We start from the raw sequence: 20,541 nt of genomic DNA on the forward strand, positions 1-20,541 counted from the left end.
GCGCCTAGCGTCCGGGGCATGGTCAACGAAGTCAGCAGGGAACGGGTCGTCGTACATCTCGACGGCGTACGCAAGGAGTACGGCGAGACGACGGCACTGGACGGGGTGTCGCTGGAGATCCGGGCGGGGGAGGCCGTCGCGGTGATGGGGCCGTCGGGGTGCGGGAAGTCCACCCTGCTCAACATGATCGCCGGTCTGGACCGGCCGACCGGCGGCACGGTGCTGGTGCACGGGGAGAACGTGGGGGAGCTGAGCGAGAAGGGCCTCGCCCTGTACCGGCGGCGCCGGATCGGGATGATCTTCCAGTTCTTCAATCTCATCGACGACCTCTCGGCCCTCGACAACGTCGCCCTGGCCGCCCAGCTGACCGGCACCCCGGCCCGCCAGGCCCGCCGCCGTGCCCTGGAGCTCTTCGACGAACTCGGCATCGCCGACCGCCGCAACGCCTACCCGGCGGTCCTCAGCGGCGGGGAGCGCCAACGCGTCGCCGTCGCAAGGGCGTTGATGAACCGCCCCGCGCTGCTGCTGGCCGACGAGCCGACCGGCGCGCTCGACAGCCGGGCCGGTGAGCAGGTCATGGACCTGCTGATCGACCTCAACCAGATCGGCCAGACGCTGATCCTGGTCACCCACGACGAGCACCTCGCCCGGCGCTGCGCCGGCCGGCTCGTGGACCTCGCCGACGGCCGGGTGACCGGCGAGCACACCCTGGAGGTGTCCGCATGAGGGCGGTGTGGACCGCCGCGCGCGCGGCGGTACGGCGGCGCAGGCTCCAGACCCTGGTCATCGCCCTGGTGACGCTGACGTCCTCGGCTGCGCTGGTGGTGGCCCTCGGCCTGCTCGACGCGGCCTCCGCGCCCTTCGACAGGGCCTTCGCCAGGGAGCGCGGCCCGCATGTCGTGGCCGCGTTCGATCCCGCCAAGGTCTCCGACGACCGGCTGAAGCGGGCGGCCGGGCAGCCCGGTGTCGAGGCCGTTGCCGGCCCCTTCCCGCAGGCGGGCGTCGAACTGCCCTCCCGCGCCATGGAGTTCGGGCTCGGCGGCGAGATCACGGTCATCGGCCGCGCCGGTCCGGGCGGGCCGGTCGACCGGCTCGACGTCTGGGCGGGCCGCTGGGCCACCCGGCCCGGCGAGATCGTGATCCACCGGCAGGCCGACTGGTTCCCGGACGACCTGGGCAAGAAGATCCGCATCCCCTCCGGCCCGACGCTCACCGTCGTCGGCTTCGCCTCCGGACTCAGCCGCACCGCGGACGCCTGGGTCGCGCCCGAACAGATCGGCGCCCTGCGGCCGACGACGACACAGATGCTCTTCCGCTTCGACGACGCGTCCTCCGAGACCCGGCTGCGCGACCGGCTGGCCACGGTGACCGACGCTCTCCCGGCGGACGCCCTCACCGCCTCCCGGTCCTACCTCACGCTCAAGGACCAGGTCAGCAGCTCGGCCCGCGCCTACACCCCGTACCTGATGGCCTTCGGTGTCCTCGGCGTCGCGGTGGCCGTGCTCATCATCGCCAACGTCGTCAGCGGCGCCGTCATCTCCGGCTTCCGGCACATCGGCGTGCTCAAGGCGCTGGGCTTCACGCCCGGACAGGTCGTCGCCGTCTACCTCGCGATGATCTCCCTCCCGGCGATCACCGGCTGCCTCCTCGGCACGACACTCGGGAACCTGCTGTCCCGCCCGTTCTTCGAGTTCGTGTTCAGCGGCCCCGACGCGGGGGTCTTCCACGGCGCCGTCTCCGTGCCGGTCTGGGTGAACGCCGTGACCCTGCTCGGCATGCCCGCCGTCTGTCTCCTCGCCGCGCTCGCCCCCGCCGTCCGCGCCCACCGGATGCCGGCGGCCCGGGCGATCAGCGCGGGCAGCGCACCGCGCGCCGGGCGCGCCCTGGGCATCCAGCGGCGGCTGGCCGGCAGCCGTCTGCCCCGCTCGCTGAGCCTGGGCGCGGGCCTGCCGTTCGCCCGACCTGGACGCAGCGCGCTCACCCTCGCCGCCGTCGTCCTCGGCGTGACCACCGTGACCTTCGCGACCGGCCTCGCGACCACGGTGGACCGGTTCGGCACCGCGGGGCGCGACGCGTACCAGGTCACGGTGTACATGGGGAACTTCAAGGGAGGCAAGGAGATCGAGGGTCCCGCTCTCGACGACCCCGAACTCCGGGCGATGCTCGCCGCGCTGCCCGGCGCGAGCGAGGTCACCGCCCGCGCCGGCATCGAGGCCCGTATGACCGGCTCCGCGAACCGGGTGATGCTGGAGGCCCGCCGCGGCGACCGGCTCCGGCTGGACAGCGTCCTCAGCTCCGGACGCTGGACGCGCGGCGCCGGTGAGATGGTCGCCGGGTCCGCCTTCCTGCGGCACAACGGCGTCGAAGTCGGCGACACGGTCCGCCTGGAGAAGGGCGACCGCGCCGAGAAGGTCCGCATCGTCGGGGAGTACATGGCGAGCGACGCCCGCATGGTCGTCGTCCACTGGTCCACGTTCACCAGGCTGGCCCCGCGCGAGAAGCCCATCGCGTACCACGTCAAGCTCAGGGACGGCGCGGACCCCGCCGCCTACGTCCGCGCGGCCGCGGCCGCCGATCCCGGCCTCAATCCGGTCGCCCAGGGCCCCAATTCCGTCACCCGGACCATCATCGGCTCGGCGACGGCGCTCACCCTGATGCTCGCTCTGGTCTCGGGACTGGGTGTCTTCAACACGGTCGTCCTCAACACCCGTGACCGACGGCGGGATCTGGGCACGCTCAAGTCCCTCGGGATGACACCCCGCCAGGTCACGGCGATGACGGTGACCTCGATGGCGGTCCTGGGCGCCCTCGGCTCCGTGCTCGGCGTCCCGCTGGGCATCCTGGGCTACGAGCTCGTCGTCCCGCGGATGGCCGAGGCCGTGGACATCACCCTGCCCGCGTACATGACGGACGTCTGGCAGGCCACGGCCCTGACCGGCCTCGCCTGCACGGGCCTCGCGATCGCCGTCCTGGGCGCGCTCGTCCCGGCGAGGCGGGCGGCTCGGCTTACGATCGCGGAGGTGCTGCGCAGCGAGTGAACGCCACGAAGTCCTTCCAGGCGGTGGGGGCGAGGGCCAGCTGGGGGCCGGGGGTGTTCTTGGAGTCGCGGACGTGGATGGTGGTGGGGCAGGTGGCGACTTCGACGCACTGGCCGGAGTCGTCGCCGCTGTAGGTGGACTTGCGCCAGTCCAGGGCCACTTCGAGGCATTGTCCGGAGCTGTCGCCGCTGTAACTGCTCTTGAACCAAGTCAGTTCGGTGGTGCTCATAACGCTCCTCGCATCTGCTTCAACAGGCTCCGCGAGTCCTCCTGGGACAGAGCCTGTGAGCGCAGTGTTGCATAGCGCATGTGAAGCATGCTGATCGTTTGCGGCTTGACGACGAACTGGCTGTTCTCCTGCCCCTCGCAGTAGGCGTACATCTCGTTCTCCGGCGTCTCCAACAGCCGGATGGGGCCGTCCATGCTCGCGTGGGCGCCGCGCGCCAACGGCAGCACTTGAAAAACCACGTTGCGTGGCGCGGTGGCTTCCAGCAGGTGCTCGATCTGCTCCCGCATGCCGCTCGGTCCGCCGGTCGGCCGCCGGAGCACGTGCTCTTCGACGATGAAGCTGAACGACGTGTTGGGCCGCTCGCTGAGCAGGGACTGGCGTTGCAGACGGGCCGTGACCATCGCCTCGATCTCCGAGTCCGTGAGCACCGGCACACGCTCGCTGAAGATGGCACGTGCGTACCTCTCGGTCTGCAACAACCCTGGGACCAGCCGGTTCTCGAACGTGTACAGACTGATCGACTGCCCCTCCAGCTCCGCCCACTGACGGAACCACGAAGCCAACCCCTTCTCCCGACTGGCGTGCGTGTACGCCGCCGTCAGCGCCCCGAACGCGTCCAGAACCTCCTCCGCCCGCTCGACGAACGCACGCGGCGGGAAACGCCGACCTTGCTCGATCCCCGCGATGGTGGCCGGCTGATAGCCGACCATCGGCGCGTACTCCTCCTGCGTGAGGCCCTTCCTCTTGCGGAAAGCCTTGTGGACGGCCCCGAAGGCCCTCAACGTGGGTGACGGCTCGGGCTCTTTGGTCACACTGACGCTGTCGCTCATGGCGGCCAGGGTCACGCAAAGTCACCGTCACTGTCCAGAGAGTGAACTCTTACAACCGCGAGCGTAGGGGTTCCGTCGCTGTAAAACTCCCGTGCCTCCCGCGACCGTTGGGGCATGCGAGCCACCGTCAGCACGTTCACCCAGCTCTTCAGCGCGACCCCGCACGGCGCGCGCCGGGCCCGGCGACTGGTCGCCGCCCGCATGGACCTGTGGGGTCACCCGCGCGGCGAGGCGGTGAACGACGCCGTGACGCTGGTCGTCGCCGAGCTCGCCGCGAACGCCGTACGGCACGGACGTGTTCGCGGCCGTGGTTTCCGGGTGCGGCTCGTACTGGACGGCGGTGATGTGCTGCGCGTCGAGGTGAGCGACGCTCGGGTGGACCGGCTGCCCGCCCTCCGCCCGGCGCAGGACGGTGAGAGCGGGCGCGGGTTGCTGCTGGTGGCCGGGGTGGCCAGGGCGTGGGGCGTGGACCGTCGCGGGCCCGGAGCGACGTACAAGACCGTCTGGGCGGACGTGCCCCTGGACGTCAGCCGATCGGCGCGTACAGCACCCCCAGCTTGTCGACCTCGGAGCCCGATCGCCCGGTGAAGCCGACGATCTGCCAGCCCGGCGGCGCCGTGAAGGTGGCGGCGTCCGCGGTGGGCGTACCGGCGGACACGGCGCGGCCGCGATCCGTGCCGAAGGACGCCGAGAAGAGCCGGGTGCGGCCGTCCTTCTGGCCCCGTGTCAGCCTGACCGAGGTCAGGTGTTCGCCGGCGGCCAGGGTGAGGGACGTCGCCGTGCCGCCCGTACCCCCGTGGCTCAGGACCGTGCCGTCGGCGTGTGTGAGCGACACCGCGTCGAGGCGGGCGGCGCCGCGCAGGGTGAGGGTGCGGGGGGACGGGGCGGCCGGGAGGTCGTCGGCGTCGTTGAAGGCGGTGCCGTGGGGGCCGCCGAAGAAGTCGCTCGCCCGCAGGGAGGGGGCGAGGGTGTAGGAGAAGCCGACGGTGTGGGGGAAGTGGTCGGAGAGGTGCGTGCCGTCGGAGCGCAGGAAGGACGCCCAGTCGTTGTGGTACCGCGTGGCGTCCAGCCGCACCAGTTCGCTGCCCCGGTAGAGCACCTTGTCCACGACCTCGCAGTCGTCCGTCGGCGCCGCCGCGTCGCACAGCAGCGGGTCGGCTCCCTGGGTCGGAGGTGTACCGCCCCTGACCAGGTCGACCCATGGATCCCTGAGGCCGTTCTCGGAGATCAGCGTGCGGATGTTGTCGCCCGCGCGCGTGTACCGCGTGTTCGTGTCGCCCATGACGATCACCGCGTTGCCCGCGGAGTTCGCCCGGATGAAGTCCGAGAGCTGCTCGATGTTGGCGCGGCGGGCGGCGAGGGCCGCCTCGTCGGAGTCGGCGTTGGTGTGGACGTTGTAGACGTCGACGTGGACGCCTTCGGCGAGCCGCACGCGGGCCAGGGAGAAGCCCTTCGGCGTCAGGCAGTTGGTGCCGGTGCAGGCGTTCCAGCGGACCCGCTGGAAGTCCTCGTAGGCGAAGGAGGACAGGGTGTTGAGGCCGTCGCCGAAGGCCGCGCCGCCGCTGGTCGGGGTGCGGTGGGGGTGGGTGTCGTGGGCGTACAGCGAGGCGTGGTAGTTGAAGTCCTCCTGGACGTTGACGATGTCGTACGGCCCGAGGCGCTGTCCGATGAGCGGGGTGTTCGTCTCGGGGTCGCTGTCGCCGAGGCCGAGCGGCAGGCCCGCGATGTTGTAGGTGAGCACGTCGAACGAGCCGTCCGCCGCCGCGGCGGGCGGCGAGGCGGCGGCGAGGCCGGTGAGGGCGAGCGCGGCGGCCACGAGGGCGCCGAGGAGTCTTCTCATGGTGGGGGCTTCTTCCGGGCGGGGGAGAGGACATGAGCGGTGCTCAGGTTCGCCAGTAACACGCCATCCCCGCAAGGGAGATGAGGAAATCGCGAGCGCCGCTCCCATCCGTCGCGCGCACGGCACCGGCCCCTCACGCCCAGGTCGTTCAACGTTCATCTTCTGCCGGGATTCTCCCCACGCACCGCGCACCAGGGCAGCGGCATCCAGAAGGCAGGCATCCATGGGTCACGGACACCACCACGGACACGGACACCACCACGGACACCCGCACGACCACGACCACGGGGCGCCCACCGGCCTCCCCGCCGCCTTCGACACCTCCGTGCCCGACGAGGCGCTCACCCCCGAACAGCACTCCCGCCGCACCCTGCTGCGCCGCGCCGGACTCCTCGGCGCGGGCCTGGCCGCCACCAGCGTCCTCACCCCGCAGGCGGCGCCGGCGTACGCCGCCCCCGGCGCCCGCAGGCGGGACGGGTTCCTCTGGCTGGCCGGCGACCACCACATCCACACCCAGTACAGCAGCGACGGCAAGTACCGCGTCGTCGACCAGGTCCGCCAGGGCGCCCGGCACGGCATGGACTGGCTGGTCATCACCGACCACGGCAGCGCCACCCACGCGAAGATCGGCGTCGAGAAGGTCAACCCCGACATCCGCGAGGCCCGCGCGGCCCACGCCGACACCCTGGTCTTCCAGGGCCTGGAGTGGAACATCCCGGCCGCCGAGCACGGCACGGTCTTCGTGCACCCCGGCAGCCGCGAGGTCGAGGTCCTCAAGCAGTTCGAGACCGACTACGACGGCAGCGTCCGGGGCGCCGGCGCCTCCACGCCCGCCAACGAGGCCCTGGCCGTCGCGGGCCTGACCTTCCTCGCCGAACAGGTGCGCCGCCGCAAGGTCAAGGACGCCCTGATGCTCGCCAACCACCCCGCGCGGCGCGGCGTCGACTCCCCGCACGAGATCCGCGCCTGGCGCGACGCCACCGGCACCGGCCGCCGGATCGCCGTCGGCTTCGAGGGCGCCCCCGGCCACCAGGCCGCCGGGCTCCCCGCCCCGCTCGGCATGGGGCGCGCCCGCGGCATCTACGACAACAACCCCGGCGCCCACTCCTTCCCCGGCTACCCGCTGGAGAGCTACCGCACCTGGGGCGGCTTCGACTGGATGACCGCCACCGTCGGCGGCCTGTGGGACAGCCTCCTCGCCGAGGGCAAGCCCTGGTGGATCACCGCCAACTCCGACTCCCACCAGGTCTACGCCGACACCGCGGTACGCGGCCCCGGCGGCGACTTCAACGCCAACGGCCGCCACGAAGACCCGGTCTACGGCGGGCAGATCGACGTCACCCAGGGCGACTACTGGCCCGGCCAGTACAGCCGCACCCACGTCGGCGCCGACGGCTTCTCCTACGCCGCCGTCATGGACGGCATCCGCGCCGGCCGCATCTGGGTCGACCACGGGCAGCTCATCGACGCGCTCGACGCCCGCCTCGTCGGCGGCGGCCGCTGGGCCACCCTGGGCGGCGCCCTGCACGTGAAGAAGGGCACCAACGTCACCCTCACCGTGGACATCGCCCTGGCCGGCGGCCCCAACTGGGCCGGCTTCGTGCCGAAGCTGGCCCGCGTCGACGTCATCCAGGGCGACGTGACCGGCGAGGTCCAGGACAAGGACACCTTCACCGCCCCGACGGCCAGGGTCGTCACGTCGTACGAGGTGGACAAGGCGACCGGCACCGTCCGCCTCGCCTACGACCTCGGCCGCGTCGAGCGCCCCTGCTACGTCCGGCTGCGCGGCACCGACGGCAACCGCAGCGCCGTCGGCGCCCTGGGTGCCGCCGTCGACCCGGCGGGCCCCGCCCTCGACGTCGTCGGCGACGCCGACCCGTGGACCGACCTGTGGTTCTACTCCAACCCCGTCTGGGTGCTGCCCGCATGACCGGCCTCGCCCTCACCGTCGACCCGGGCCTGCCCGATCTGCGCGCGGCCGACCGGCTGCTGCACACGCTGGCCGCCGAACTCGCCCTCCCCGAGGGCACGTTCGGCTGCACGCACCTGCTGCGCGAGGGCCGGCCGCGGGTGGCGGTCTCCCTCACGCTCCCCGCCGAGGGCGCGCTGCGCGACCAGCTCGCCACCAGGGGTTACGACGTGACGGACGGCCTCCCCGACACCGTCGGCCGCGCGGTCCTCTACCCCGGCGTCGAGGCGCTCACCGGCACCCTGACGGTCGCGGAGCTGCTGGCCCGCAGCGCGATCGACCGGGTCGCCGTCCTGGGCGCCCCGGACGGACCGGACCCGGACACCCGCCTGGTGACACGGGACCACGTCCGCCCCCAGTGGCGGCACGGCGAGCTCGTCCTGAGCGCCATGCCCGCCACCGGCGGCACCCTCGTCCCCTTCGAGGTCCCCGATCCGACACCCTGCTGCGCGGACCACTGACGGTCAGCCGGCCGCCGTGAAGACGAAGGAGAACTCCGCGGGCCCGGCGTCCAGGCGGTACCGGGGCAGCGGCCCCGGACCGCAGGACTGCGAGCCGATGCCGTGCTGACCGTGGTCCAGGTTCACCCACACCGTGCCGCCCGGCACCAGGTCGGTACGGTGTCCGGCCGCGTCCAGCTGCTCGCTGGTCCAGCGCCGGGCGGTGAACCAGAACTCCGGATCACCCTCGACGCGCAGCCCGCCCACCTCGGCCCACCGCACGTCCGCCCGTGCCCCGTTCTCCTGCGGGCGGACGTACGGCGTCTGGAGGCCGTCGACCGTCGACTCCCAGCGCCCCAGCATCGAGGCCGCCCTGCTGTCCGGATACGCCTCACCGGGACCGCCGCCGAACCAGCGCACCCGTGACGCCTCCCGCAGGCCGAACCGGACGCCGAGCCGGGGCAGCGGCACGCTCCAGTCGCCCTCGGGCGTCACGGACACGGTCAGCTTCAGCCGGATGCCGTCGGACGTCCAGCGGTACACCGTGGCGAGCCCCAGCTCGCGGGCGGCCGGCGCCACCCGCGTGCGCACGGTCAGCGCGTCCCCGCCCGGCTCCACCCCGTCCAGCCGGTGCCGCATCCGGTGCAGACCGAGCGACCGCCACAGCACCCCGTAGCGCAGGTCGGGCTGCCAGGGCGCGCCGTCGTCGTTGTCGGTGGGGGCCCGCCACACGTCCAGCCGCAGATCGTGGACGTCGACCGGGCCGATCGTGCGCAGGGCGCCGGTGCGCGCGTCGAAGGACGCGGGGCCGAGGGTGATCAGCCGGCCGCCGCGCGCCGGCCGGGCGGTAGGCGCGACGACGGGCCGCGGCCGCGTGGCCACCGTGCCCTGCCCCCATGCCACCTGATGGCCGCCGGGCGCCCACGCCGTGTCCCCGGCCAGCAGCGCCCGCACGGTCCACTGCGCCTCGCCGTCCCGCCCGTCGCCGGGCGCCGGCGGCAGCGCGACCTCGGCCGACGCGCCGGGCGCCAGCGCGGGCACCTCCAGCGGGCCCGAGGCCACCGTCTCGCCGTCCACCTGGTACGCCCACGTGAAGGCGAACGCCGACAGATCCGCGAAGTCCTGGACGTTGGTGACCCGTACGGCCCTGCCGTCGACCTCGATACGGACGGGCTCGATCACCTTCTTGTACTCCACCAGCCCCGGCGACGGCGTCCGGTCCGGGAACAGCAGCCCGTCGCACACGAAGTTGCCGTCGTGCAGCTCCTCGCCGAAGTCACCGCCGTAGGCGAAGCCCAGCTCGGGGTGCTCGAGGCCGTGGTCGATCCACTCCCAGACGAAGGCCCCCTGGAGGCGGTCGTACCTCTCGAACAGCCGCTGGTAGTCGGCGAGCCCGCCGGGGCCGTTGCCCATGGCGTGCGCGTACTCGCAGAGGATGAAGGGCAGTCGGCGCCGCTTGAGGGTGCCGCCGTCCAGTCGGCGGCCGATGCGCTCGACCTCGGCGTGCTCGGCGTACATCCGGGAGTAGACGTCGGTGTCCCGGCAGTCCGGGTCGCCCTCGTAGTGCAGCAGCCGTGAGGAGTCCCGGCCGCGGATCCACTCGGCCATCGCGGTGAGCCCGCGTCCGGTGCCCGCCTCGTTGCCGAGGGACCAGAGGACCACCGACGGATGGTTCTTGTCCCGCTCGACCATCCGCGCGGCCCGGTCCAGCAGCGCCGGGGTCCAGCGGTCGTCGTCGACGGGGTTGTCCCGCCAGGACTGCTCGACGAAGCCATGCGTCTCCAGGTCGCACTCGTCGATCACCCACAGTCCGTACTCGTCGCACAGGTCGAGGAAGGCGGGGTGCGGGGGGTAGTGCGAGGTGCGCACGGCGTTGATGTTGTGCCGCTTCATCAGCAGCACGTCCTCGCGCAGGGTCGCCGGGTCCAGCGCGCGGCCGGTGCGCGGATGCCACTCGTGCCGGTTGACGCCCTTGAACAGCACCGCCCTGCCGTTGACCTTGATCAGGCCGTCCTCCAGGGCGACGGTACGGAACCCGATCCGCAGCGGCACCCGCTCGCCCTCGGTGGCCAGCACCCCCTCGTACAGCCGGGGAGTCTCCGCCGTCCACGGCTCGACCGGGACCGTCACCGCCTCACCGGTCGCCGCGTCGACGCCCAGCTCGGGCACGGTCACCCGCCCGGCCACGTCCGCGTCGACCCGCAGGGTGCCCTCGCCGGTGACATGGTCGTAGGAGGCGTGCACGAAGAAGTCGCCCGCCGCGCCCGCCGGGCGGTGCAGCAGCGTCACATCGCGGAAGATGCCCGGCAGCCACCACTGGTCCTGGTCCTCCAGGTACGAGCCCGCCGACCACTGGTGGACCCGCACGGCGAGCACATTGCCCACCGGCCTCAGCAGCCGTCCGACCGCGAACTCGTGCGGCAGCCGGGACCCCTTGAACTCCCCGAGCTCCGTGCCGTTCAGCCACACCCGCGCGCACGACTCCACGCCGTCGAAGCGCAGCACCGCCTCACCGCCGGCCGGCCAGTCCGGCGGCAGGTCGAAGCGGCGCAGATGGTCGCCGGTGGGGTTCTCGGTCGGGACGCGCGGCGGGTCGACCGGGAAGGGGTAGAGGTGGTTGGTGTAGATCGGGGAGCCGTGGCCCTGGAGCACCCAGTGGCCGGGCACGGTCACCTCGGCCCAGCCGCCGGCGTCGTACCCGTCGGCGGCGAAGGCGTCGTCCTCGGCGTCGGCGGTCGGCGACAGCCGGAAGCGCCAACGGCCGTTCAGAGACAGGGACATGGCGTCGGAGGACGCGTACCAGGCACGCGGCGGCAGGGTGCCGCGGCCCGGGGAGACGTCCTCGACGTGATCGGTGGTGAAGCTCATCGCACTCCAGCTCGTGAGAGGAAGGTGTCAGCCCTTGATGCCGGTCTGCGCCACGCCCTGCACCAGCCAGCGCTGGAGGAACAGGAAGACGAACACCAGGGGCAGGATCGAGACGGCGGTGGCCATGAAGATCAGATGGAAGTTGACGGTCTGGTTCGTCATGTACGAGGAGAGCGCGACCTGGACCGTCCACGCCTGCTCGTCCTGGCCGATGACCAGCGGCCACAGGAAGGCGTTCCAGCCGCTGATGAAGGTGATGGTCGCGATGGCGGCGAAGAAGTTCAGCGAGTTGGGCACCACGATCCGCCAGTACGCGCCCCAGTACCCGAGTCCGTCCACCCGCGCCGCCTCCTCCAGCTCCCGTGGGAAGCCGAGGAAGTACTGCCGGAACAGGAAGCAGGTGAACCCGCTGAACAGCCCCGGTATCACCAGCCCGCGCAGGGACGAGACCCAGCCCAGGGACGACACCAGCACGAAGCTGGGTACGAAGGTGACGGCCGTCGGCACCATCAGGGTGACCAGCACGGCGTGGAAGACCTTGTTCGCGTGCCGGTAGGGGATGCGGGCGAGACCGTAGCCGGCGAGCGAGCACACCAGCAGGGTGCCGACGGTGTGCAGCACGCCGACGACCGCCGAGTTCCACAGCGAGCGCGCGAAGGGCACGGTCGGGTCGTCGAACAGCTCGGTGACATTGCCCCATTGGATGTCCGTAGGGAAGAACTTCCAGTTCTCGCCGGTGATCTCGGCGTCCGTGGACAGGGCGTTGCGGACGATCAGATAGAAGGGGACGAGGAAGAGCAGCGCGGCGACGCCGGTGGCGATGCACAGGCCGGTGGAGCCGACGACGCTGCCGCGTCTGACCTTGGTCGCTGGGACCTTCACCTGGACTCCTCCCCCTTCCCGAAGCCCATGAGCCTGCCCTGGAGCAGGGTGACGACACAGATCAGCAGGGTGAGGATCATGGCGCCCGCGCTGCCGGCGCCGTAGTCCTGGTTCTCGCCGAGCGCCGTGTAGTACAGCTCGACCAGCGGCGGGCGGCCCCAGGTCGTCTTGGCGAGCAGATTGAAGAACTCGTCGAACGCCTGGTACGCGGCGACGAGGAGCAGCAGCACCACGGCCGTGGAGGTGGCCCGCAGCTGCGGCAGGGTGACGTGCCGGAACGTCTGCCAGCCGGGCTTCGCCCCGTCGATCGCGGCGGCCTCGTACAGCTCCGGCGGGATGTTCTGCAGCGCCGCCAGGAACAGGATCATGTAGAAGCCGGACTGGAGCCACAGCCGTACGGTGACGATGACCAGCCAGTACCAGGGCGGGCTCGGGTCGGCCAGCCAGGCGATGTTCTCGACGCCGAACCAGCCCAGCACGGTGTTGGCCAGACCGAAGCGCACCCCGCTGAACACGGACATCTTCCAGATCAGCGAGGCCGCCACGAAGCTCACCGCCGTCGGCAGGAAGAACACCGACCGGAAGAACGCCCGCAGGAACCGCAGCCGGTTCACCATCAGCGCCAGGCCCAGGGAGAGCGCCCAGGTGAGGGGGACGACGATGGCGGCGAAGACGGTGAAGGTGACCAGGGACTCGACGAACCTGTCGTTCGTCAGCATGTAGGTGTAGTTGTCGAAGCCGATGAACTTACTCGGTGTCACCGTGTAGCGCGCCTCGAAGAACGAGAGGTACGCGCTCCATCCGATCGGGATGTAGACGAAGACCGCGAGCCCGAGCAGGAACGGGCCGGTGAAGAGCCAGAAGCTGAGGGTGCGGCCGCGGACGCCGCGCTGTCGCGGGGGAGCGGCGGTCATCCGAACAGCTTCTTCAGCTCGCGGCCGACGATCTTGTCGGCCTTGTCCAGGGCGGCCTCCGGGTCACCGCCCTTGCGCACCGAGTCGGCGACGACACCCTCCAGGGCGACGATCATCGCCTGCGTCCAGGCCGGGTTGTCGAAGTGGCCGAACTCGTTGAACAGCTTCACGCCCTCCGCGGCGAGCCCCGACTTCAGCTTCTCGGCGGACGCGGCGATCGAGGTGCGCGGCGGGATGTGGAAGCCGTAGGACAGCGCCCAGTCCTCCTGGTGCTCCTTCTGGTCGATCCACAGCCACTTGACGTACTCCTTGGCCTCGTCCACGTGCGGGGACTTGGCGTTGACGAACATCGACCAGCCGCCGTTGATCACCGCGGGCTTTCCGGCGGGCGCCGAGGACGGGAAGGGGATGATGCCGACGTCGTCGCCGAGCGCCTTCTCGATCGCCGGCATCGCCCACATCCCGCACCACTGGATCGCCACCAGGCCCTGGGTGAAGGCGGAGGGGTCCCACCAGTCGGCGGGGGCGTCCAGCAGCAGATGCCCGTCGGCGAACATGGACCGCAGCTTCTTCAGCCCGGCCGCGACCTCGTCGGTGTGGTACGCGATCCGGTTCTTCCCGTCGAGGGTGTCGGCCCCCGCCGACCAGATCAGCGGGTTCATCACCGGGGTGATGTTGTTGCCGAGGAAGACGCCCCTGACCTTGTCGGTGGTGAGTCTGGCCGCCGCCTCGACCAGCTCGTCCAGTGTGCGGGGCGGCTGCACGCCCGCCTTCTCCAGCATCGACCTGCGGTAGTAGAAGAACTGCGGGTCGTCGATCATCCGGACGCCCCATATCCTGCCGTCGATCGTGTGCGAGGCGATGTCGGCCGGGTTGAAGTCGTCCTTGACCGGGGTCACGAGGTCGGTCAGATCGGCCACCTGCCCGCTGCGCACCAGCTGGATCTGCGGGTGGAACTCGAAGACGTCGGGGGCGCTGTCCGTCAGCAGCGCGGAGAACAGCTTGCTCTCGAAGTTGGTGCCGGTGATCCACTGCGTGGTGACGTTCGCCTTGTCGTAGTCCTTCGCGTACCGCTTGATGGCCTGCTCGGTGCCCGCCTCGCCGTACGCGTGGAAGTACTGCACCAGGTTGGTTCCCGAACCGCCCGCGCTCCCGCGGCCGTTGTTGCCGCCGCACGCGGCCAGCCCGCCGGCGGCGGCGAGGCCCAGCGCGGCCCGCAGTACGGAGCGGCGGTCGAAGCTGCTGTTGCTGAATGCCGACATGCTGATGTCCTTGTCTCCGGCTCGGAAAGGGGTTGCGGTGCCGGGACGTTAGCCTTCGGCCAATCCTTCGGCAAGGGGTTGGACGAAGTACGTCCGAAGCGTTGCCGGCCGTTCGGGATCACGGACACGGCGAAGGGCGGGCCGCCGCGACGACGGCCCGCCGCACCCGGTCGTCAGCGCCTGGACCAGGTCTGGTTGGCCCCGCCCGTACAGCTGTGGAGAATCACCCGGCTACCGTCGGCGGTCGCCTGACCGCTGACGTCCAGGCACCTGCCGGACGCCTCGTTCACGATCTGCCCGTTGCCGTTCAGCAGCCACCGCTGCCGGGCGTCACCGGTGAAGGAGGCGCGGGCGACCGGGCCGTCGTCCCCGGCCGTGAGATACCCGTGAGCGCCCTTGAGGGCACCCCGCCCGTCGTACGACCACTCCTGGCCGGCGTCACCCGTGCAGGAGCGGATCGCCGCCCCGGAGGCGTCCGCCGTCAGGCACTTGCCGGACTGGCGGCCCTGCCAGGCGCCCGTCAGCGCGGTCGTCCCCTCGCCCTTGGCGTCGAGGACGTACGTCGTGACGGAGCGTGGCGCCAGCGTCGCCGTCATCGTGCCGCCGCTGACCGACGGCTCGGCCGCCCTGGCCCAGTTCTCCGTCGCCGAGGTGCGCACCGCCTTCAGGGCGCGGCTCGGAGCGGCGTGGTGGAAGCGCAGGTCCAGGGCGGTGCCGGTGGTGTTGTGGTTGTTGGCGACCACGATCCACCGGCCCTTGTGCAGATAGGCGCCGACCTCCACGCCCGCGGGTGCCCCGGTCACGTTGTGCAGCACCGAGCCCGGCCGGACGAACTTGCTGTACTGGCCGAGCGCGTAGTACCGCTTGGTGAAGTACAGCGTCTGGTTGCCGTTCGTCGCGTAGTGCGGGTCGTAGTAGATCAGCCCGTCGTTCCAGCCGTCGTCGTTCCTCGCGTACGGGTCGGAGCCGATCATCTCCGACAGCGCCACCCACCACTGGAACGCCGAGTCGTGCGCCGTGGCGAAGTCCTTGTGGACGATCCGGGCCAGGTTCAGCCCGCCGTCGATGGTCGGGTCGTACTCCTTCGCCCAGCCCGTGCCGCCCTTGCCGAAGCAGCAGATCTCCGTCGACCAGGACGGTGTCCCGACCGACTTCGCCGTCTCGTGGATCCTCGCCCGCTGGTCGTCACCGGGGTCGTTGTAGGTGTGGTGGGCCAGCCTGGAGACGTACCGGGCGGTGCCCGGCTGGGCGATCCACTCCGGCAGCTCGGTGTTGAACTGCACGGTGCTGCTGGACTCGTCGGCGATGATGCCGGTCGCCTGCCCACGGGCGCGCTGCTCGGCGCCCAGGGCCCGCACGATGTCGTCGCGTTGGGCGACGGGCACCAGCATGCCCTCCTGGCCGCAGGAGTCGAAGCTGTTGGTGGGTTCGTTGAAGGGGCTGATGTAGTCGAACCTGGCGCCCTGCGCGGCGAAGTGGTCGGTGACGTCGGCGAGGTAGTCCGCGAAGTCCTGTGTGTTCGCCTCCTTCAGGTAGCCGCCGCAGCTGCGGCCGTTGGTCTTCCACTCGGCCGGCGCGCTGTTGACGAAGGCGATCAGGTCCTCGACGCCGTACTCGGCGGCGTACGCCAGGAAGGTGCGGCCGCCCCGGTCCCTGCTCCAGTCGTACGTCCCCTCGGCCGTGCGGAAGTCCTCCGGCGCGCGGGACGGGGTGGTGACCGCCGTGCCGCCCCCGCCGATGTTGTAGCGGTAACTGCTCAGATCCAGGCCGCTCCTGGAGAACAGCAGCCTCGCCACCCGGGCCTGGACGGCCGGGTCGAAGTTCTTCAGGTCGTTGACCCACCAGGCGCCGGACGCGCCGATGTTGTCGATGGTCTGCGCGGCGTGGGGGGAGACCTCCGCCGCCGCTGGCTCGGCGGCACTCGCGGGCGGGGAGGCGAGCAGCGCCCCCGTCAGCGCGGCTGCGGCGGTCACGAGGACCAGTCTGTCGGTGCGCGTCACGTGCATCCCTTCCGTCGTCATGAAGGTGGTGCGGTACGGCTCCTTGCCGGGGTGGTGCGCTTGGTGCCGCTCCTCTGCCCGACCGACTGCAGGGCGCCCTCGAGCGCGAACGTGGCCGCGCCCAGGCACACCGGGTCGGTGGGGATGGGGGAGAGGACGATCTCGGTGGCGGCCATCGGCCGCTTCAGCGCGTGCCGGGCGACGGCCTCGCGCACCTCGTCGAGCAGGGGTTCCCCGAGGCGGGCCGCGACCCAGCTGGAGAGCACGACCACCTCGGGGTTGAGGACGTTGACCAGATCGGCGACGGCGGCGCCGAGGTAGCGGGCGGTGTCGCGGACCACCTTGACCGCCACCGGGTCGCCGGACGCGACCCCGCGCGCGAGCGCGTCGATCGTGGCGGTCTGGTCCTCGGGGTGGAGCAGGGCGGACTCGGGGCTCAGCTCCCGCAGGTTGAGCATGATGCCGGGCGCGCCGACATACGTCTCCACACAGCCGTGGTTGCCGCAGTGGCACAGCCGCCCGTCCAGGACGAGCGTGGTGTGGCCCCACTCGCCGGCGCTGTTGCTCACGCCCCGGTGCAGCCCGCCGCCGAGGACCAGTCCGGCGCCGACGCCGGTGCCGAGGTTGACCACCACGGCGTCCGCGTGGCCGCGCGCCGCCCCGAACCACAGCTCGGCCACCGCGCAGGCGCGCAGCGGATTGTCCAGGTACAGCGGGTAGGCGATGTGCTGGCGGAGCAGATCGAGCAGCGGTACGTCGTGCCAGTCCCAGTTGGGCGCGTACGCCGACACGCCCGTGTCCCGGTCCACCTGGCCCGGCACGCTCACCCCGACGCCCAGCACCCGGGTGCCGTCGAGCCCGGCCTGGGCGACCGCCGAGCCGACGGCGGCGGCGACATGGCCGACCACCTGCTGCGGGCGGCTCTCGCCGGGCCGCAGATCCTCCTCGGCGCGGGCCAGCACGTTCAGCGCGAGGTCGAACAGCTCGACACGGACGTAGGTCTCCGCGATGTCGACGCCGATCAGCGCGCCGCCGGTGGCGTCCACCGCGAGCAGGCCGCGGGGCCGGCCGCCCGCCGAGTCCTCGAAGCCGACCTCGGTGATCATGCCGAGCTCGGTCAGCTCGCCGACCAGGGTGGCGACCGTGGCCAGGCTCAGCCCCGTCGCGGCCGCCAGCTCCTGCCGGGACGTGGGGGACTCGGCGATGATCTGGCGCAGCACCTCGTAGCGGTTCGCGGTGCGGATGTCACGTGAGGTGCGCTTCACCGGCCTGCCCCATCCCTTCCCTCGGCCGCCGGAACCACGGCGCTCCGGCGCCGCGCCAGGCTATGGGTGCGGCGGGCTTTCTACAAGGGGTTAGGAAAGGGGCTTTACGAAGGGGGGTCAGCCTTCGAGGACCTCCCGCACGAACGCGTTGGTGAACTTCCCCGCCGGATCCAGCTCCCGCACCAGCCCCGCGAAGTCGCCCAGCCGCGGATACAGACCGCGCAGCCGCGGCGCCGGCACCTCGAACACCTTCCCCCAGTGCGGCCGCGCCCCGAACGGCTCCAGCGCCCCCTCCACCGCCCGCACCACCGGCAGCACGGCCGCGGTGTCCGCGACCCAGGTGAAGTGCACCGCGACCGAGTCCCGCCCGTACGCCGGGCTCAGCCACTGCTCGTCGGCGGCGACCGTGCGCACCTCGCAGATCTGCAGCACGGGCGCGACGGCCGCCCGGATCCGGTCGAGCGCGGCCAGCGCCCGAAGGGCACAGGACCGGTCCATCAGGTACTCGCTCTGCAGCTCCTGCCCGCTGCTCGGCGTGAACTCGGGCCGGAAGTGCGGCAGCCGCTCGTGCCAGGGGCCGGGCACCCCGAGCTGCTCGGTGCAGTTCACCGCGGGCATCCCCGGCACGGGGTGCAGCCTCTCGCGGGCGGGCGCGGCCCAGGGGAAGGCGGCGAGCGGCTGGTCGGTGCGCCGCTTGAGCCACACCTGTCGGAAGCCCGGCTCACGCCAGTCGGTGAACAGGCTCACGCTGTACGCGGCCCCGGCCACGGTCGCGAAGTCCAGCCCGTCCTCGGGCAGTTCGGTGAACACATGCTGCTCGACCTCGAAGGCCGGCTCCAGGTCCAGGGTGAGCGCGGTGACCACGCCGAGCGCGCCCAGCGCGGTGACGGCACCGCCGAACCGCTCCTCGCCGCGCCGCACGACGACCGTCGACCCGTCGCCGGTGACCAGCTCCACCTCCCGCACGGCCGCCGCGAGCGACCCGTTGCCCACGCCCGACCCATGGGTGCCGGTCGCCACCGACCCGGCCACCGAGATGTGCGGGAGCGAGGCCATGTTCGGCAGCGCCAGTCCCCGCGCGTGCACCGCCCGCGCCAGCTCCGCGTACCGCACCCCGCCGCCGACCCGCACGGTACGGGCCGCGCCGTCGACGTCGATGCCACCCGGCAGCGCCTCCAGCGAGAGCAGCACACCCTCCGCCCCCGGCTCGGCGATCCGGTTGAAGGAGTGCCCGCTGCCCAGCACCCGCACCGCCCGGCTGCCCGCGACCAGCGCCCGGAGCGCGTCCAGCGAGTGCGGGCGATGCAGCTCCTTGGCGGCGTAGACGACGTTCCCCGCCCAGTTGGTCACCGTTTCGGTCACCGACGATCCCCTCCACTGATGTCATCGAGCACGGCGGCCCCCGGCGGGCGACCGCTGAGCACGGCGTCCCACGGCCTGCAACCGCTTTCTGAGGGATCTTGCCCCATCCCGGACGCCCGCGGCACCCCCCTCCCGCCACCCCGTCGCGCGCCGGGAGGGGGACCCGGCAGGGCCGGCGATCAGGCGGGGGCATACCGTGAGGAGTCGTACGCCTGAGCCGGGAGGAGAGACGGATGGGCAGCCGTACCGCGCTGGTCGAGGATCTGATGGAGCGCTTCCCGCATGTGCCGCGGGAGGCGGTCTTCAAGGAGGACCTGCTCCGCGGAGGTGTGGCCTTCGACGCGTCCGCCCTCAGCGACAACGAGGGCGGCGAGGTGAAACCGAAGTCCTACTTCATCTTCTCCTTCGACCACGGCACCCTCCCGGAGCTCGGCGAGGCCGCCCTGCGCCGCCCGCCCGAGGAGATCATCCTCACCGGCGGCCCCTACGACCTGCGCCGCACGGTCGTCTCCGTGCGCGTGAACCCCGCCTCGCCCTACCGCGTCGCCGCCGACGAGGAGGGCCTGCTCGGCCTCTACCTCGACGGCAGGCGGATCGCCGACGTGGGCGTGCCCCCGATGCCGGAGTACTACCGGCACAAGCTGTCCAACGGGAAGTCGGTCATGGAGGTCGCCCCCACCATCCAGTGGGGCTACCTGATCTACCTCACCGTCTTCCGCGTCTGCCAGTACTTCGGCGCCAAGGAGGAGTGCCAGTACTGCGACATCAACCACAACTGGCGCCAGCACAAGGCGGCCGGCCGCCCCTACACGGGCGTGAAGGACGTCGAGGAGGTGCTGGAGGCCCTGGAGATCATCGACCGCTACGACACCCAGAAGTCCTCCACCGCCTACACCCTGACCGGCGGCGCCATCACCAAGACCGTCGCGGGCCGCGACGAGGCCGACTTCTACGGCCACTACGCCAAGGCCATCGAGGACCGCTTCCCCGGCCGCTGGATCGGCAAGGTCGTCGCCCAGGCGCTGCCCCGCGACGACGTGCAGCGCTTCAAGGACTACGGCATCCAGATCTACCACCCCAACTACGAGGTGTGGGACGAGTACCTGTTCAAGATGTACTGCCCCGGCAAGGAGCGCTACGTCGGCCGCGACGAGTGGCACAGGCGCATCCTGGACTCGGCGGAGATCTTCGGCGCCCGCAACGTGATCCCCAACTTCGTGGCGGGCGTGGAGATGGCCGAGCCCTTCGGCTTCACCACCGTCGACGAGGCGATCGCGTCGACGACCGAGGGCCTGCGCTTCTTCATGTCCCACGGCATCACCCCCCGCTTCACCACCTGGTGCCCCGAGCCGACCACGCCGCTCGGCAAGGCCAACCCGCAGGGCGCGCCGCTGGAGTACCACATCCGTCTGCTGGAGGCGTACCGCGCCACCATGGACGACTTCGGCCTCAGCTCCCCGCCCGGCTACGGCCCGCCCGGACCCGGCAACGCGGTGTTCTCCGTCAGCTCCTTCATGGACAGCCTTCCGGCGCAGGAGGAGACGGCGGCCGCGGGCCGGTGAAGAAAACCCGTTGACGGGCCCGTGGGGGGCCCGGATACGGTGTGAGCGTTGTTGTTCAGGCGAGTTGTGAGTTCTCGGAG

16 protein-coding genes are annotated in these 20,541 nt (G+C 71.6%); 6 read left to right on the forward strand and 10 right to left on the reverse strand.

Going from position 1 to position 20,541, the window contains the following annotated elements; genetic code table 11:
- Window positions 1–18 precede the first annotated feature (18 nt).
- Window positions 19–726 (forward strand): ABC transporter ATP-binding protein, encoded by a 708-nt coding sequence (locus tag ACSU6M_RS26730; RefSeq protein WP_437072938.1) that lies wholly within the window; start codon window positions 19–21, stop codon window positions 724–726.
- Window positions 723–3,038, forward strand: a complete 2,316-nt coding sequence (locus tag ACSU6M_RS26735) for an FtsX-like permease family protein (RefSeq protein ID WP_437072939.1) — start codon at window positions 723–725, stop codon at window positions 3,036–3,038. Before ACSU6M_RS26730 ends, ACSU6M_RS26735 begins: the two co-directional genes overlap by 4 nt.
- On the opposite strand, the gene ACSU6M_RS26740 is transcribed toward ACSU6M_RS26735, so the two are convergent.
- Window positions 3,007–3,267 carry a DUF397 domain-containing protein gene (locus tag ACSU6M_RS26740; RefSeq protein ID WP_437072940.1) on the reverse strand — a complete coding sequence of 87 codons (261 nt, stop codon included), beginning with the start codon at window positions 3,265–3,267 and terminating at the stop codon, window positions 3,007–3,009. The two genes, ACSU6M_RS26735 and ACSU6M_RS26740, sit on opposite strands and share 32 nt — an antisense overlap.
- On the reverse strand, window positions 3,264–4,097 hold the full coding sequence (locus ACSU6M_RS26745; protein WP_437072941.1) for a helix-turn-helix domain-containing protein: 834 nt from the start codon (window positions 4,095–4,097) through the stop codon (window positions 3,264–3,266). The genes ACSU6M_RS26740 and ACSU6M_RS26745 overlap by 4 nt, the downstream gene beginning before the upstream one ends.
- Before the next feature lie 114 nt (window positions 4,098–4,211).
- Here ACSU6M_RS26745 and ACSU6M_RS26750 point away from each other — a divergent pair, with 114 nt between their 5' ends.
- Window positions 4,212–4,685: an ATP-binding protein gene (locus ACSU6M_RS26750; RefSeq protein ID WP_437072943.1), complete on the forward strand. Its 474-nt coding sequence runs from the start codon at window positions 4,212–4,214 to the stop codon at window positions 4,683–4,685.
- Here the strand turns inward: ACSU6M_RS26750 and ACSU6M_RS26755 are convergent.
- Window positions 4,624–5,937, reverse strand: coding sequence for a jacalin-like lectin (locus ACSU6M_RS26755; protein ID WP_437072944.1), 1,314 nt, complete (start codon window positions 5,935–5,937; stop codon window positions 4,624–4,626). The genes ACSU6M_RS26750 and ACSU6M_RS26755 overlap by 62 nt on opposite strands.
- Window positions 5,938–6,160: 223 nt before the next feature.
- On the opposite strand from ACSU6M_RS26755, the gene ACSU6M_RS26760 reads away from it, so the two are divergent.
- Together ACSU6M_RS26760 and ACSU6M_RS26765 are read left to right on the forward strand one after the other, a co-directional pair.
- Window positions 6,161–7,867 (forward strand): PHP domain-containing protein, encoded by a 1,707-nt coding sequence (locus ACSU6M_RS26760; protein ID WP_437072946.1) that lies wholly within the window; start codon window positions 6,161–6,163, stop codon window positions 7,865–7,867.
- Complete coding sequence (locus ACSU6M_RS26765) at window positions 7,864–8,367, forward strand: hypothetical protein (protein WP_437072948.1); 504 nt, start codon at window positions 7,864–7,866, stop codon at window positions 8,365–8,367. The genes ACSU6M_RS26760 and ACSU6M_RS26765 overlap by 4 nt, the downstream gene beginning before the upstream one ends.
- Window positions 8,368–8,370: 3 nt before the next feature.
- Here ACSU6M_RS26765 and ACSU6M_RS26770 read toward each other — a convergent pair whose 3' ends face one another.
- The 7 genes from ACSU6M_RS26770 to ACSU6M_RS26800 all read right to left on the reverse strand — a co-directional run bounded on the left by ACSU6M_RS26770 (window position 8,371) and on the right by ACSU6M_RS26800 (window position 18,899).
- A complete protein-coding gene (locus ACSU6M_RS26770) occupies window positions 8,371–11,214 on the reverse strand; it encodes a glycoside hydrolase family 2 TIM barrel-domain containing protein (RefSeq protein WP_437072949.1) in 2,844 nt (947 codons plus the stop codon).
- A 27-nt stretch (window positions 11,215–11,241) separates the two neighbouring features.
- Complete coding sequence (locus tag ACSU6M_RS26775; RefSeq protein WP_437072951.1) at window positions 11,242–12,096, reverse strand: carbohydrate ABC transporter permease; 855 nt, start codon at window positions 12,094–12,096, stop codon at window positions 11,242–11,244.
- The gene (locus tag ACSU6M_RS26780) at window positions 12,093–13,010 is read right to left on the reverse strand and encodes a carbohydrate ABC transporter permease (protein ID WP_437072953.1); all 918 of its coding nucleotides are present in this window, start codon (window positions 13,008–13,010) and stop codon (window positions 12,093–12,095) included. The genes ACSU6M_RS26775 and ACSU6M_RS26780 overlap by 4 nt, the downstream gene beginning before the upstream one ends.
- Window positions 13,007–14,272 (reverse strand): ABC transporter substrate-binding protein, encoded by a 1,266-nt coding sequence (locus tag ACSU6M_RS26785; RefSeq protein WP_437072954.1) that lies wholly within the window; start codon window positions 14,270–14,272, stop codon window positions 13,007–13,009. Before ACSU6M_RS26785 ends, ACSU6M_RS26780 begins: the two co-directional genes overlap by 4 nt.
- Before the next feature lie 173 nt (window positions 14,273–14,445).
- On the reverse strand, window positions 14,446–16,278 hold the full coding sequence (locus ACSU6M_RS26790) for a glycoside hydrolase (RefSeq protein WP_437075363.1): 1,833 nt from the start codon (window positions 16,276–16,278) through the stop codon (window positions 14,446–14,448).
- Between the two features lie 11 nt (window positions 16,279–16,289).
- A complete protein-coding gene (locus ACSU6M_RS26795; RefSeq protein WP_437072956.1) occupies window positions 16,290–17,537 on the reverse strand; it encodes an ROK family transcriptional regulator in 1,248 nt (415 codons plus the stop codon).
- Between the two features lie 117 nt (window positions 17,538–17,654).
- Window positions 17,655–18,899, reverse strand: a complete 1,245-nt coding sequence (locus tag ACSU6M_RS26800; protein WP_437072958.1) for an FAD-binding protein — start codon at window positions 18,897–18,899, stop codon at window positions 17,655–17,657.
- Between the two features lie 233 nt (window positions 18,900–19,132).
- Between ACSU6M_RS26800 and ACSU6M_RS26805 the strand changes: the two genes are divergently transcribed.
- Window positions 19,133–20,461 carry a radical SAM protein gene (locus ACSU6M_RS26805; protein ID WP_437072960.1) on the forward strand — a complete coding sequence of 443 codons (1,329 nt, stop codon included), beginning with the start codon at window positions 19,133–19,135 and terminating at the stop codon, window positions 20,459–20,461.
- Window positions 20,462–20,541 lie beyond the last annotated feature (80 nt).

Source organism: Streptomyces sp. enrichment culture (assembly GCF_964272895.1).
In the GTDB taxonomy this organism is placed as follows: domain Bacteria; phylum Actinomycetota; class Actinomycetes; order Streptomycetales; family Streptomycetaceae; genus Streptomyces.